This window comes from Streptomyces sp. NPDC043427, from assembly GCF_056436655.1.
In genome coordinates this window covers 128,782-142,152 of record NZ_JBWKCC010000021.1, presented here as the reverse complement: position 1 = coordinate 142,152, position 13,371 = coordinate 128,782, and the positions used below count along the sequence as shown (strand labels likewise).

At 72.8% G+C, this 13,371-nt stretch carries 12 protein-coding genes; 2 read left to right on the top strand and 10 right to left on the bottom strand.

Annotated elements, in window-relative coordinates:
- Positions 1-87 precede the first annotated feature (87 nt).
- The gene (locus AC067M_RS29380) at positions 88-1,107 is read right to left on the bottom strand and encodes a DUF2510 domain-containing protein (protein WP_478700054.1); all 1,020 of its coding nucleotides are present in this window, start codon (positions 1,105-1,107) and stop codon (positions 88-90) included.
- 361 nt (positions 1,108-1,468) lie between these two features.
- Here AC067M_RS29380 and AC067M_RS29375 point away from each other — a divergent pair, with 361 nt between their 5' ends.
- The gene (locus tag AC067M_RS29375) at positions 1,469-4,153 is read left to right on the top strand and encodes an ATP-binding protein (protein WP_478700053.1); all 2,685 of its coding nucleotides are present in this window, start codon (positions 1,469-1,471) and stop codon (positions 4,151-4,153) included.
- A gap of 193 nt (positions 4,154-4,346) precedes the next feature.
- On the opposite strand, the gene AC067M_RS29370 is transcribed toward AC067M_RS29375, so the two are convergent.
- From AC067M_RS29370 to AC067M_RS29335, 8 genes are all read right to left on the bottom strand, one after another.
- The gene (locus AC067M_RS29370; RefSeq protein WP_478700052.1) at positions 4,347-5,138 is read right to left on the bottom strand and encodes an SDR family NAD(P)-dependent oxidoreductase; all 792 of its coding nucleotides are present in this window, start codon (positions 5,136-5,138) and stop codon (positions 4,347-4,349) included.
- A gap of 81 nt (positions 5,139-5,219) precedes the next feature.
- Positions 5,220-6,341, bottom strand: a complete 1,122-nt coding sequence (gene pcaDC / locus AC067M_RS29365) for a bifunctional 3-oxoadipate enol-lactonase/4-carboxymuconolactone decarboxylase PcaDC (protein ID WP_478700051.1) — start codon at positions 6,339-6,341, stop codon at positions 5,220-5,222.
- Positions 6,338-7,675, bottom strand: coding sequence for a 3-carboxy-cis,cis-muconate cycloisomerase (pcaB, locus tag AC067M_RS29360; protein WP_478700050.1), 1,338 nt, complete (start codon positions 7,673-7,675; stop codon positions 6,338-6,340). The genes pcaDC and pcaB overlap by 4 nt, the downstream gene beginning before the upstream one ends.
- Positions 7,672-8,277, bottom strand: coding sequence for a protocatechuate 3,4-dioxygenase subunit alpha (pcaG, locus tag AC067M_RS29355; RefSeq protein WP_478700049.1), 606 nt, complete (start codon positions 8,275-8,277; stop codon positions 7,672-7,674). Before pcaG ends, pcaB begins: the two co-directional genes overlap by 4 nt.
- Before the next feature lie 5 nt (positions 8,278-8,282).
- The gene (gene pcaH / locus AC067M_RS29350; RefSeq protein ID WP_478700048.1) at positions 8,283-9,056 is read right to left on the bottom strand and encodes a protocatechuate 3,4-dioxygenase subunit beta; all 774 of its coding nucleotides are present in this window, start codon (positions 9,054-9,056) and stop codon (positions 8,283-8,285) included.
- Between the two features lie 16 nt (positions 9,057-9,072).
- Positions 9,073-10,278, bottom strand: a complete 1,206-nt coding sequence (locus AC067M_RS29345; protein WP_478700047.1) for a thiolase family protein — start codon at positions 10,276-10,278, stop codon at positions 9,073-9,075.
- Positions 10,275-10,919, bottom strand: a complete 645-nt coding sequence (locus AC067M_RS29340) for a CoA transferase subunit B (RefSeq protein WP_478700046.1) — start codon at positions 10,917-10,919, stop codon at positions 10,275-10,277. The genes AC067M_RS29345 and AC067M_RS29340 overlap by 4 nt, the downstream gene beginning before the upstream one ends.
- Positions 10,919-11,674 (bottom strand): CoA transferase subunit A, encoded by a 756-nt coding sequence (locus tag AC067M_RS29335; protein WP_478700045.1) that lies wholly within the window; start codon positions 11,672-11,674, stop codon positions 10,919-10,921. The genes AC067M_RS29340 and AC067M_RS29335 overlap by 1 nt, the downstream gene beginning before the upstream one ends.
- A gap of 177 nt (positions 11,675-11,851) precedes the next feature.
- Here AC067M_RS29335 and AC067M_RS29330 point away from each other — a divergent pair, with 177 nt between their 5' ends.
- Positions 11,852-12,316 carry a MarR family winged helix-turn-helix transcriptional regulator gene (locus tag AC067M_RS29330; RefSeq protein ID WP_478700044.1) on the top strand — a complete coding sequence of 155 codons (465 nt, stop codon included), beginning with the start codon at positions 11,852-11,854 and terminating at the stop codon, positions 12,314-12,316.
- 34 nt (positions 12,317-12,350) lie between these two features.
- On the opposite strand, the gene AC067M_RS29325 is transcribed toward AC067M_RS29330, so the two are convergent.
- Positions 12,351-13,334: a DUF3048 domain-containing protein gene (locus AC067M_RS29325; RefSeq protein WP_478700043.1), complete on the bottom strand. Its 984-nt coding sequence runs from the start codon at positions 13,332-13,334 to the stop codon at positions 12,351-12,353.
- Positions 13,335-13,371: the final 37 nt, after the last annotated feature.

Sequence of the window (13,371 nt, the reverse complement as noted above, 5' to 3'; positions counted from 1 at the left end):
GCCGGGCGGGGCTCCTCTTGAGCGGAGGGGCGCCCCGCCCGGCCGGTTCCGTGTGTCAAGGTGGCTCAGGCGTTGCGTCAGGGCGGCTCAGACGTTCTGGCCGTCGCCGCCGCCCTTCGACACCTTGATGCCCTTCGTTATCTCGTCGATCACGGACTCCTTCTGGTCGGCGTCCACGCCGAAGCGGACCACCACCAGCCGCTTGGAGTTGGCGGGCGAGGGGAAGGCGAGCGATTCGACGATGCCGTCGGCGCCCTTGCTCGTGACCGCCTTCCAGCGGACCAGGTAGCCCTTCTGTCCGGCGACGGTCACCGCCTTGGCGGCGAGCACGTCGTGCGAGGTGATCTTTCCGTAGGTGGTGCCCCCGTACGAGTCCTCGGCGTTCTTCGCGATGTCCGCCCTGGCTACCTCCTCCGGCGTGCCGTCAAGCCCCAGCAGCTCGGCGGGCGCGGAGTACGCGCCGCCCTTCGTGCAGGACTTGGAGGTGTCGCCGGGGCAGTCGTACGAGTCGTTCGACGTGACCCCCGCACCCGCCCTGAGCTGCTGGCCGTACCAGCCGTCCGGGATGGGGATGCTGATCCCGCTGATCCGGTCGGACACCGAGCCGCTCTCGATCTTCGGAGCCTCGGACTGGCCCGGCGAGGGGCTCTGCCCCCCCGGGCCGTCCTGTCCGCCCGAGCCGCCACCGGAGTTGCCGCCGGAGTTCCCACCGGGGCCGCCCTGGCCGCCGCTGCCCGGGCCGCCGGGGCCGCCCTGTCCGCCCGGGCCCTGCTGGGAGTTGGCCGTGGTGCCGCCCGAGTCGCCGTTGTCGGACAGGGCGTACACGCCCACGCCGATGCAGGCGAGGACCACGGCGGCCGCGGCCACGGCTATGCCGTTGCGGACGGCGCGGCGGGGGCCGGGGGCCGGGGGTGCGCCGGGGTAGGCCGGATATGCCTGATACGCCCCGACGGTCGGCGGCTGCACCGGGGGACCCCATGCGGCGGGCGAGCCCGCGGCGCGGGTCTGGTCCGTCCACGCACTGCCGTCCCACCAGCGCTCGGTGGCGGGACCGTCATTTGTCTGTCCGGGGTCGGGGTACCACCCGGGAGGAGTCACCTGCGTCATACCTCCACGGTATGAGGTGTCTGTGAAAGGGGGATGAGAGGGCCTGCCGGCGGCTGGGCCGTGCCGGGTTCGGGGTGACTGATCCCGGCCGGCGGCGGGCTGCGGGTCGTGGAGGGTTGCTCGCGCAGTTCCCCGCGCCCCTGAAGGTGCTGATCTCGGACTCCGGAAGAAGGTCCACGTCAATTCGGGTACTCCTTCCTCAAGTTGACGTATTCCGTCTCCGCGCAGGCCCGCCCCCTCCTCGGCCCGCGCTCGCTTTCACCCCTCGCGGCAACAGGTGGTCGGACCGGCCTCCGGTTGTGACGTCGGAGGGCTACGCTCAAGGTCGTACGTCGTTCGGGCGACTTGGGGAGGTAGCGGGATGACGGAGGTACGGCCCGGTGCGGCCGCTTCGGCTTCCCTGTGGGAGCGCGACGAGGAAGTGGCGGCCGTCGAGCGGGCGGTCGACACGCTCTGCGCCGACCGGTCGTCCGGGGGCAGGCTGCTGGTGTTCCGGGGTGAGGCGGGACTCGGCAAGACCGCCCTGTTGGCCGAGATCCGCCGCATCGCCGAGGCACGCGGCTGCACGGTGTGGTCCACCCGCGGCGGCGAGACCCTCAAGTCCGTCCCTTTCAACGTCGTACGCCAGTTGCTGCAGCCCGCCCTCGTCTCGCTGATGCCGGAGGAGGCCCGCGAGTACCTCGGCGACTGGTTCGACATCGCGGGACCCGCCCTCGGCCTCACGGAACCGGGCGAACGCCGGGCCGACCCGCAGGGCGTGTGCGACGGCCTCGTCGCCGCGGTGCGCCGCCTGGCCAAGCGTTACTGGCCGCTCGTCCTGCTGATCGACGACGCGCACTGGGCCGACCAGGAGAGCCTGCGCTGGCTCGCCGCCTTCGCCGAACGCCTCGACGACCTGTCCGTCCTGGTCGTCGTCGCCCGCAGGCCCGGTGAGGTCAGCGGCGACAGCGCCCGCCACCTGGACGCGGTCGCCGCCCTCGCGGGCGGTCCCGTGGCCACCCTCAGCGCCCTCACCCCGGACGCCGTCGCCGGCCTCACCCGCACCGCCCTGGGCGAGCACGCCGACGCCCCGTTCTGCCGCGAGGTCTGGGCCGTCACCGGCGGCAACCCGTACGAGACCGTAGAACTCCTCGCCAAGGTGCGCGACAGCGAGCTGGAGCCGGCCGAGTCCTCCGCCGCCGAACTGCGGCCCCTGAACAAGTCGGCCCGCGGCGGCGGCCTCGTCGCCCGCCTGGAGGAACTCGGCATCGACGCCACCCGGTTCGCCTGGGCGGCCGCCATCCTCGGCGCGGAGATCTCCGTCGACCTGGTCGCCCAGCTCGCCGGGATGAGCCCCGGCGATGCCGCCCGCTGTGCCGAACTGCTGCGCCAGGCCCGTATCCTCACCGCACCCGACCCCGCGGTCGGCCGGACCGAGGACGGCGACCTGGAGTTCGTCCACCCGCTGATCGCGACCGCCGTCTACAACTCCATCCCGGACGCCCTGCGCACCGCCATGCACGGCATAGCCGCCCAGGTCGTCACCGACTCCGGGCGCGGTGCCGCGGCCGCCTCCCGCCACCTCCTCCAGGTCCACCCGGACGACGACGACGAGCTCGTCGAGCAGCTGCGCGATGCCGCCCGCGAACACCTCGCCGTCGGCGCCCCCGACGCGGCACGCCGCTGTCTGGAACGCGCCCTGCTGGAACCGCCCATGCCCGACGTCCACGCGCAGGTGCTGTACGAACTGGGCTGCGCCACCCTGCTCACCGCGCCGTCCAGGACCATCGGCCACCTCCAGACCGCGCTCGCCATGCCGGGCCTCGACGGTCCCGAACGCGTCGACGCCGTCTTCCGCCTCTCCCAGGCGCTCCTGCACAACGACCAGCTGGAGGAGGCCGTCCGCACGGTCGAGGCAGAGGCCGCCCGGCACGCGGAGGGCCCCGCCCGGCTGCGGCTGCAGGCCGTGCAGTACATGTGGGAGGGCATACACGCCGGCGAGGCCGCCTCACCGGGCCGCTCCGCACGTCTCGCCGAGCTCGCCCGCAGCTGCACCGGCCGCGACAACTCCGAGCGCGCTCTGCTCATCCTGCGCGCCTTCGACGCCATGACCCACGGCGAGAACGCGGAGGAGGTCGTCGAGTTCTGCGACCGCGCCCTCGTCAACGGCCGCCTCGCACCCGGCCTCGGCTGGACCGACACCGAGTGGGGCATCGAGCTGCTGCTGATGCTCGCCAACTCCTACGCCTACACCGACCGCCTCGACCGCGCCGAGGCCCTCTACACGGAGGCCCTGCGCACCTACGAGTCCGCCGGCTGGAGCGGCGGCCACATCGCCCTCGCCCACGCCTACGTCGGCCTCGGGCACCGTCGGCGGGGCCGCCTCAGGGAGGCCGAGACCTCCCTGCGCGAGTCGCTGCGCCTCGCCGAGAGCATCGGCCGCGGGCTTCCCCTGTACTGGACGGCGACCTGCAACCTGGTCGACACACTGCTCGCCCGCGGCCACGTCGAGGAGGCCTGGCGGGTCGCCGAACAGTACGGCTTCGTGCCGCCCTACCCGTCCACGATCGTGCTGCCCGACCCCCGTTCGGTGCGCGGCCGGCTGCTGCTCGCCGTCGGCCGCACCCAGGACGGCGTCAACGAACTGGAGGCCGCGGAGAAGGCGGCCGCCGCCCGGGGCCACCACAACCCCGTCCTGGTCCCCTGGGCGGTCGACCTCGCCCGCGCCCTGGCCGTCGAGGACCCCGAGCGCGCCGCCCGCCTCGCCGCCGATGTCCGCCGCCAGGCCGAACGCTTCGGCACCGACACCGCCATCGGCGAGGCCCTGCGCTGCGCCGCCACCCTGGAAACCGGCCAACGCGCCGTCCGCCTGGCAGCCCAGGCCGTCGCCTACCTGGAGGCCTCCCCCTCCCAGTACGAACACGCCGCCGCCCGCGTCGAGTACGGCATCCTCTCCCGCTCGGTCCCGGAGATCCAGCGGGGCCTGACCCTGGCCCGTTCCTGCGGCGCGGACGGGCTGGTGGCCCACGCGCGGGCGGTGCTGGAGACAGGACGGGGCGCGCGGTAGCCGAACCCGGGCGGGGGCTCCACGGACTGGTGGATCACCCGGGCCTGCCCCGGCACCGACCTGTCCAGCCTGTGCCGGATCACCTCTGCGCGAGGGGCCGACGCCGTTGCCGGCTGTGCAGCCCGCCTCGCCCTTCCGCTGCCGACCGGGACGATCAGGCACGCGATGCGGGTGCGCCCCGGCGCGCGGCACCTCACATCGCGAGCAACTGCTCCGTCACCGCCGCCAGCCGCTTGCGTACCGCGGGGTCGTACGTCTCCTCGTGCGCCCGCGCCGGATGCGTCCCGTCGAAGTAGCCGCCCGTGCCGGACTCCGTCATGGCGAGCGCGAGGACGCCCGGCGCGCCGTCGGCGACCGAGTTCCGCGGGGGGAAGCCGCTCTCGCGGACCATCGCCGTGTCCATCTGGGTCGCCGGGTGCAGCACGTTCACCGAGACTCCGGTGCCCGCCAGCTGCTCCGCGAGGGCGAACGTATGGGCGGCGAGTGCGAACTTGCTGCGGCAGTACGCCGAGAGCCCGCTGTAGCCCCGGGTCAGCTCGGGGTCGTCGAAGGTGAGGGGCTCCTGGCCGGCCGACCCGACGTTGACGATCCGCGCGGGCGCGTTCGCACGCAGCACCGGCAGCAGCGCACGGGTCAGCACGACCGGCGCCAGGTAGTTCACCGCCAGCCGCAGCTCGTGCCCGTCGGCGCTGACCTCACGCCCCGAGCCCGGCGCTCCCCCTCCCATGGCCGCGTTGTTGACCAGCACATCGAGCTCCGGGTGCGCCTCGGCGACCCGGGCGCCCAGCTCCCGTACCTGTGCCAGTGAGGCCAGGTCGGCGACGAGCCCCTCGGCGGCGCCCTCGGCACGCAGCTCCTCGGCCAGCCGCCCCGTGCGCTCCGGGTCGCGGCCGTGCGCGAGGACGACGTGCCCGGCGCGGACCAGCTCGAAGGCGACGTACCGGCCGAGACCGGAGGTGGCGCCGGTGATCAGAATGGTGGACATGCCTCCACCGTAGGCACGTGGCACCGCCCTGAGCGAGCTGCTGCCGAGCCTACGACCAGCAGGGACACCCTGAACCGGACGTCAGGAACCGTCCTCCTCCGCGAGGACCCGCTGCGCCGTCGCGAACGCCGAGTTCGCCGCCGGGACCCCGCAGTACACGGCCGTCTGGAGCAGGACGGCGCCGATCTCCTCGGGCGTGAGTCCGTTGCGCCGCGCCGCCCGGACATGCATGGCCAGCTCGTCGTAGTGGCCGTGCGCGACCAGTGCCGTCAGTGTGATCATGCTGCGCTCGCGGCGGCTGAGCGTCGGGTCGGTCCAGATCTCGCCCCAGGCATACCGAGAGATGAAGTCCTGGAAACGCGCCGTGAACGGCGTCTGCCGCTCCTGCGCCCGGTCCACGTGGGCGTCGCCGAGCACCTGCCGCCGTACCTCCATGCCCCGGCCGGCGCCTCCGCCGAGATGGGCCCGCACAGCTGTCAGGACAGCCTCGGGGCACTGCGCGGGCGCCAAATGCGACGCACCCGGCAACTCGACGAGCGTCGCGCCGGGCACCGCGTCCGCGATCTCCCGCAGATGGGCGGGAGGCGTCGCCGGATCCTGCCGGCCCGCGACCAGCAGGGTGGGCGCGGAGATCTCCGCGAGCCGGTCCCGCAGGTCGAACGCGGCCAGCGCGTCGCAGCAGGCGGCGTACGCCTCAGGGTCGGCACGCCGGTGGTCCTCCACCAGCTCCGGCACGGTGAACCCGGGCGTGAACCAGCGGGCGTCCGCGTTGTCCGCGAGCGAGGCCAGCCCCTCGCGCCGTACCAGCGCCGCCCGCTCCTCCCAGGGCTTCGCGCCGTTGAAGTGGGCCGAGGAGCAGATCACGGCGAGGGACGAGACCCGCTCCGGGTGGTGCACCGCGAGATGCAGACCGACCGCACCGCCCAGCGACACCCCGGCGTACGCGAACCGTTCCAGACCGAGCGCGTCGGCCAGCGCGAGCACCCGCTCGGCGAGGTCGCCGACCGTGGCACCGGGACCGATCAGGTCCGGCGCCGAACCGCCGTGTCCCGGCAGGTCCCAGCGTACGACCCGGTGGGTGACGGACAGCTCGGGCGCGACCTTGTCCCACAGGGCGTACGAGGTGCCCAGCGAGGGCCCGAGCAGCAGCGGGGGAGCGGAAGTGGGGCCTTGTGTTCGGTGGTTGAGGAGTTGCTCGGTCAAGGTCGCTCCAACGCACGGTCGGTGAGGGCTCCTGCGGAGCCGGTGTAGCGGGCGGGGTCGGTGATCGCGTCGAGGTCGAGGTCGACACCCTGAAACTCGGGTTCCTCGGCGAGGAGTTCCGCCAGTGGTCTGCCCTCGGTGTAGGTACGCCGGGCCAGGTCGGTGAGCAGTTCCTTGGCGCGGGCGCGGCCGAGTACGCCCGCCAGCTCGGCGGAGAGCCGCTCGGACACGATCAACCCGTGGGTGAGCCCGAGGTGTTCGCGCATGGCGTCCGCGTTCACCCGCAGCCCCTCGGTCAGTTCGGCGGCGTCGCGGGCCGCGCCGCCGACCAGCCGCAGCAGGTCCCGCAGCGGCTCCCACTCGGCGTGCCAGGCCCCGGCCGGCCGCTCGTCCTCCGCGACCAGCGCCGCGTGGAGCGTCGCCGCGAGCTGCGGTGCCCGCCGGGCGGCCGCCGCGATCAGGCTGGAGCGTACGGGGTTCACCTTGTGCGGCATGGCGGACGAGCCGCCGCCGCTGCCCTCCGCGACCTCGGCGATCTCGGTGCGGGAGAGGGTGAGCACATCCGCGGCGATCTTGCCCAGCGCCCCGGCCGTGAAGGCCAGGCAGCCGGCGAGGTCGGCGATCGGCGTGCGCAGGGTGTGCCAGGGCAACAGCGGCTCCGTGAGACCGAGTTCACGGGCGTAGGCGGCGGGCAGTGCGATGGGGTCGTCGGCGCCGTACGAGGTGAAGGCGGCCAATGTACCGGCCGCACCTCCCAGTTGGGCGGGAAGCCGGTCCCATACCGCCGTCGTGCGGTCCCGGGCGTCCAGCACCAGCGACCGCCACCCGGCCGCCTTCAGCCCGAACGTCGTCGGTACGGCGTGCTGGGTGAGCGTCCGTCCCGGCAGTGCCGTGTCGCGGTGTGCGGCGGCCAGCCTCGCCAGCGCGCGCTCGGTGCGGGCGAGGTCGGCGAGGACGAGGTGCAGCGTGCGCACCGCGACCAGCATCGTCGCCGTGTCCATGATGTCCTGGCTGGTCGCGCCCCGGTGGACGTAGGGGCCGTACTCCTCGCCGACCGCCCGGGTCAGCTCGCCGACCAGCGGGATGACCGGGTTGCCGCCGGCGCGGGCCCGCCCGGCGAGGGACCGTACGTCGAAGCCGTCGGCGTCGGCCGCCCGCGTCACCGCCGTCGCGGCGGCGGCCGGGGCGAGCCCCAGCGCGGCCTGCGCCCGGGTGAGCGCGGCCTCCGCGTCGAGCAGCGCCTTCAGGAAGGCGCCGTCGCTCGTGGCGGCCGCGGCGGGGGAGTCGGTCCACCCGGGGGCGAGCAGACCGGCGGCAGACTCGTCAGGTGTCACTGGAACTCCAGGAAGACCGTCTCGCCTTCGCCCTGAAGGCGGATGTCGAAACGGTACGTACCGTCGCCTCCGTCCGCGGCGATCAGCGTGTCACGGCGGTTCGGCTCCAGGCGGGCCAGCAGCGGGTCGGCTGCCAGCGCCTCCTCGTCGCCCGGCAGGTAGATCCGGGTGAACAGGTGCACCAGCAGACCGCGCGCGAACACACATACGCTGAGGTAGGGCGCGCTCTGCCCCCGCGCCCCGGGACGCAGCGTGCGCGCGTACCAGTGGCCGTTGACGTCGGTCTGGATGCGGCCCCAGCCGGTGAACTCCACACCGTTGCGGCCCAGGTAGCCGCCGGTCGAGGGGTCGCGCCGGATCGAGCCGTCCACCTGCGGCAGACTGCCGTCCGGGTCGGGGCCCCACAGCTCGACGAAGGCGTCCGGCAGTGGCTTGCCCTCGCCGTCGTACACATATCCCTGGACGGTGATCGTGTCCGGGTGGCCGACGGGCGCGATGTCCCCGCCGCCGGGGAACGGCAGGGCGTAGCCGTAGAAGGGTCCCACCGTGTGCGAGGGGGTGGGCAGCACGGTCTCGGGGCTGCTCGTGTCGATCTTCGTCATGGCGGTCAGCGTCCTTCCTCGATCCAGGTGGCGTTCGGGCCGTCCAGCACGATGTCCCAGTGGTAGCCGAGGGAGAACTCGGGCACGGAGAGGCTGTGGTCGTAGGTGGCGACCAGGCGCTGCCGGGCGGCGTCGTCCGTGACGGACTGCAGGATCGGGTCGTACTCGAAGAGCGGGTCGTGGGGGAAGTACATCTGTGTCACGAGCCGCTGCGTGAACGCCGTGCCGAAGAGCGAGAAGTGGATGTGGGCCGGCCGCCAGGCGTTGACGTGGTTGCGCCAGGGGTAGGGGCCCGGCTGGATCGTGGTGAAGCGGTAGAAGCCGTCGTCGTCGGTGAGGGTGCGTCCCACGCCGGTGAAGTTGGGGTCGAGCGGGGCGTCGTGCTGCTCGCGCTGGTGGGCGTACCGGCCGGCCGAGTTGGCCTGCCAGATCTCGACGAGCTGACCGCGGATCGGGCGGCCCGAGCGGTCCAGGAGCCGCCCGGAGACGGTGATGCGCTCGCCGATCGGCTCGCCCCGGTGGTGCCTGGTCAGGTCGTTGTCGATCTCGGTGATGTCCCGCTCGCCGAACGCCGGGGAGGCCAGCTCCACCAGCTCCGGGTCCTGTGCCACGTCGATGGCGACCGGCGGCTGCTGGGGGTGGCGCAGCAGGGACGAGCGGTAGGGGGCGTAGTCGCGGCGCGGGTGGTGCTCGACGGGGCCGCCGTCGGCGACCCGCTTCTCGTACGCGGCGTGCTCGGCCGCGATCTCCTGGTCGATGTCGTGCTGAGTGAGAGTCATGGGGGCTTCCTCACGCTTACTGGCGTTCGAGGACGAGGGCCAGACCTTGGCCCACGCCGATGCAGAGGGTGGCGACGCCGGTGCCGGAGCCCCGGGCGGCCAGCTGGTGGGCGACCGTGCCGGCGAGGCGGGCACCGGAGGCGCCGAGCGGATGGCCGAGGGCGATGGCGCCGCCCCGCGGGTTGAGGATCGCCGGGTCGAACTCGGGCCACTCGGCCACACAGCCCAGGACCTGCGCGGCGAAGGCCTCGTTCAGTTCCAGGACCGACAGGTCACCGAACCCCTTGCCGGCCTTGGCGAGCGCCCGGTTGACGGCCTCGACGGGAGCGAGCCCGAAGTAGTGCGGGTCGATCGCGGAGACGCCGGTCGCGCTGACGCGGGCGAGCGGTTCGCGTCCGGTGGCCTTCAGGCCCTCCTCGTCGACGAGGAGCAGCGCGGCGGCGCCGTCGTTGAGGGGCGAGGCGTTCCCGGCCGTCACCGTGCCGTTCTCCCTACGGAAGGACGGCTTCAGCCCGGCCATCGCCTCGAGCGACGCGTCCGGGCGTACGCACTCGTCGGCGCCGAGGACCACCGGCTCGCCCTTGCGCTGCGGGACCGGCACGGGCGCGAGCTCGGCGTCGAACAGGCCCGCCGCCTGAGCCTTTGCCGCCTTGCGGTGGCTGCGCAGGGCGAACTCGTCCTGCTGCTCCCGGCTGATCTTGTGCTTGTCGGCGATCAGTTCCGCGGACTCGCCCAGGGGAACCGTCCACTGCGGATCCATCCTCGGGTTGACCATGCGCCAGCCGAGGGTGGTGGAGTACAGCTCGGTGTGGGCGGCCGGGAACGGCTTGTCGTTCTTCGGCAGTACGTACGGCGCCCGGGTCATCGACTCCACACCGCCCGCCACGGCGATGGAGGCGTCGCCGACCGCGATCGCCCGGGCCGCCTGGATGACGGCCTCAAGACCAGAGGCGCACAGCCGGTTGACGGTCACGCCCGGCACGCAGGTGGGCAGGCCCGCGAGGAGCGCGGCCATGCGGGCGACGTTGCGGTTCTCCTCGCCGGCGCCGTTGGCGTTGCCGAAGTAGACGTCTTCGATCCGCGCCGGGTCCAGCGCGGGGGTGCGGGCGAGGAGTTCGCGGATGGCGTGGGCGGCCAGGTCGTCGGGGCGGACGCTCGCGAGAGCGCCGTTGTAGCGGCCGATCGGGGTGCGGACGGCGTCGACGATGTAGACCGTGTTCACAGCAGGCCCTCCGAGACGGTCAGCTTGGCATCGGTCCTGGCGATGACCTCGTCGACGCTCACTCCGGGGGCGACCTCGGTCAACATGAGTCCGTCTTGTGTCACGTCGATCACGCCCAGGTCGGTGATGACTCGGTTCACGCAACCCTTGCCCGTGAGCGGCAGCGCGCACTCGGTGAGGATCTTCGGCGAGCCGTCCTTTGCGGTGTGGGTCATCACGACGATGACCGTGCGGGCGCCGTGGACGAGGTCCATCGCGCCGCCGATCCCGGTGACCAGCTTGCCGGGGATGGCCCAGTTGGCGAGGTCGCCCTTCTCGGACACCTGCATGGCACCCAGGACGGCGACGTCGATGTGTCCGCCGCGGATCATGCCGAAGGAGAGCGCGGAGTCGAAGAAGGAGGCGCCAGGCAGGACGGTGACCGTCTCCTTCCCGGCGTTGATCAGGTCCGGGTCGACCTGGTCCTCGGTGGGGTAGGGGCCGGTGCCGAGGATGCCGTTCTCGGACTCCAGGATCACCTCGACGCCGGCGGGGAGGTAGTTGGGGATGAGGGTCGGCAGTCCGATGCCGAGGTTGACGTACTGCCCGTCGGCGAGCTCGCGCGCGGCCCGCGCGGCCATCTCCTCGCGTGTCCAGGCCATCAGCTGCTCACCGTCCGCTGCTCGATCCTCTTGTCCGCCGCCTGCTCGGGGGTGAGGGCGACGACCCGCTGCACGAAGATCCCCGGCAGGTGCACCGCGTCCGGGTCGATCTCGCCGGGCTCGACGAGTTCCTCGACCTCGGCGATCGTCACCCGGCCCGCCATGGCTGCGAGGGGGTTGAAGTTGCGGGAGGACTTGTTGAAGACCAGATTGCCGTGCCGGTCCCCCTTCGCCGCCCGCACCAGCGCGAAGTCGGTACGGATGCCGTGCTCCAGTACGTACTCCGTGCCGTCGAACTCCCGCACCTCCTTCGCCGGGGAGGCCAGCGCGACCCCGCCCTCACCGTCGTAGCGCCACGGCAGTCCGCCCTCGGCGACCTGTGTGCCCACCCCGGCCGGGGTGTAGAAGGCGGGGATCCCGGCGCCGCCGGCCCGCAGCCGCTCGGCGAGCGTGCCCTGCGGGATCAGCTCCACCTCCAGCTCACCGGCCAGGTACTGGCGGGCGAACTCCTTGTTCGCGCCGATGTAGGAGCCGGTCACCCGGGCGATCCGCCCGGCGGCCAGCAGCACCGCGAGGCCGGACTCCATCGCCCCGCAGTTGTTGGAGACGACCGACACCCCGGCCACGCCCCGCTCGTACAGGGCCTGGATCAGCACGTTCGGCACACCGCTCAGCCCGAACCCGCCCACCGCCAGCGAGGCGCCGTCGGGCACGTCGGCCACGGCTTCCAGGGCCGTGGCGACCACTTTGTCCATCCGTGAAGCCCCGTCTCTTCCGAGCGCCCCGACCGTCAATTAATCAGGGCACTGAGTATTTCAGTGAGGTTGTCCTCACGCTGCCATTGAGGAACCAAGGGCGTCAAGACCGTCACCCCCGGGTATTGTTCAGTACACCAACGAATACTCCGATGACTGCACACCAGGGGAGCGCACATGGCCGCGGTGGATCTGACCACCCACCCCGGGCACCTGGCCCGGCGACTGCAGCAGGCGCACTACCTGCTGTGGAACACGATGGTCTCGGAGGAGATCACCTCGCCCCAGTTCGCGGTCCTCAACGCGCTCGTCGCCGAACCGGGTCTGGACCAGCGCACGGTGGGCGAGCGGGTGGGGCTCGACCGGTCCACGATCGCCGAGGTCATCAGCCGCCTCGGCCGGCGCGGGCTGCTCGACAAGGTGCGCGACCCGCAGGACGGCCGCCGGTTCCTGCTGCGCCTCACGGACGACGGCGTACGCACCCATCGCAAGCTGACCGTGCGCACGGCCCGGATGAACCAGCTGTTCCTCGCCCCGCTCTCCGCCGAGGAGCAGACCCTGTTCTTCGACCTGATCCGACGGGTGTCGGACGCGGCGGAAGGGCTCCGCAACCCCGCGGAGCCGCTCGTCACCCCGCGTTGAGCGCCTGGGACCGCTGAGCGCGCCTGGTCCGCGGTCACTTCTTCGCGAACACCACCCACACCTGGCCCTCGGCGAAGTTCATCGGCCGGCCGTCCTTCGTCGTGAACGTCGTGCCGTCCTCGGCCTTCGGCCGCTTCCACTCCACGTCGTACGCCCGCCCGTCACGCAGCACCGTCGCCGTCCCCGAGCCCACCGTCTCCGTGTACGGCGTGTTGTTGCCGAGGAAGTCGCGGAAGGCGGACGCGCGGATCTTCACGTGCTGCACGACGACCGTCGGCGGAGCCAACGCTGTGCCGTCGGTCGTCCGGGCGGCGGCCCCGTCCATCGCGACCCGCCAGCCCCTCTCGCTCCCGGACCAGGTGAAGGCGAAGCGGGCCGCCGGGTAGCGCACGGTGAACGAGGTCTCCGCCGTGCCGCCCGAAGGCGCGGGCCCCACGTGGAAGCCGGTGGTCAGCGCGGCCGCGCCCGGCGCGGTGGGCAGCAGTCGGTCGGGGCGCAGGTACAGGTTGTGCGGGGCGGGCCTCGCGGAGTCGCGGAAGTAGGCGCCGGACACCCGGCCCGGCGGCTCCGGCACCAGCGGCGCCCTGTCGATCAGCGGCATCAGCTTGCCCTGCGCGCCGGAGAACGCCAGCGTGGGCCGGTCGAACTGGCGCAGCAGCTCGAGATCGGACTCGCGGGCGCTGCGCACCGGCCCGACCTCTTTCGGCAGCCGGGTGGCGTACATCGCCATCAGCCGGCTGAGCCCGCCCTCGACCTGCTCGGCGTAGACGACGTCCGCGGCGTTCAGACCGGTGTGCGGCCGGGCCGCGCTCGCGTTGTCGATCTTCACGGCGAGCACCGAGCCCGTGGCGGTGGGCGTGGTGGTCCGGCTCCGGCTCGTGCCCCGGCTGTCGTCGGGCGAGGCGGACTTCCCGGTGCAGCCCGCGACCAGCGAGAACGTCACGGCCGCGGACAGCAGCGCCGCTGCCGTCGCGGCCTGTCGCGTGCGCGCCCTGCGTCTCGTGCCCACCGTTGCCACCCATCACATGTGTCAATCATTGTGCGCTTATCTGCTC

Coding starts and splice junctions, on each gene's coding strand:
- AC067M_RS29380 (WP_478700054.1), bottom strand. CDS start 1,107: ATGACGCAGGTGACTCCTCCCGGGTGGTACCCCGACCCCGGACAGACA.
- AC067M_RS29375 (WP_478700053.1), top strand. CDS start 1,469: ATGACGGAGGTACGGCCCGGTGCGGCCGCTTCGGCTTCCCTGTGGGAG.
- AC067M_RS29370 (WP_478700052.1), bottom strand. CDS start 5,138: ATGTCCACCATTCTGATCACCGGCGCCACCTCCGGTCTCGGCCGGTAC.
- pcaG (WP_478700049.1), bottom strand. CDS start 8,277: ATGACGAAGATCGACACGAGCAGCCCCGAGACCGTGCTGCCCACCCCC.
- pcaH (WP_478700048.1), bottom strand. CDS start 9,056: ATGACTCTCACTCAGCACGACATCGACCAGGAGATCGCGGCCGAGCAC.
- AC067M_RS29340 (WP_478700046.1), bottom strand. CDS start 10,919: ATGGCCTGGACACGCGAGGAGATGGCCGCGCGGGCCGCGCGCGAGCTC.
- AC067M_RS29335 (WP_478700045.1), bottom strand. CDS start 11,674: ATGGACAAAGTGGTCGCCACGGCCCTGGAAGCCGTGGCCGACGTGCCC.
- AC067M_RS29330 (WP_478700044.1), top strand. CDS start 11,852: ATGGCCGCGGTGGATCTGACCACCCACCCCGGGCACCTGGCCCGGCGA.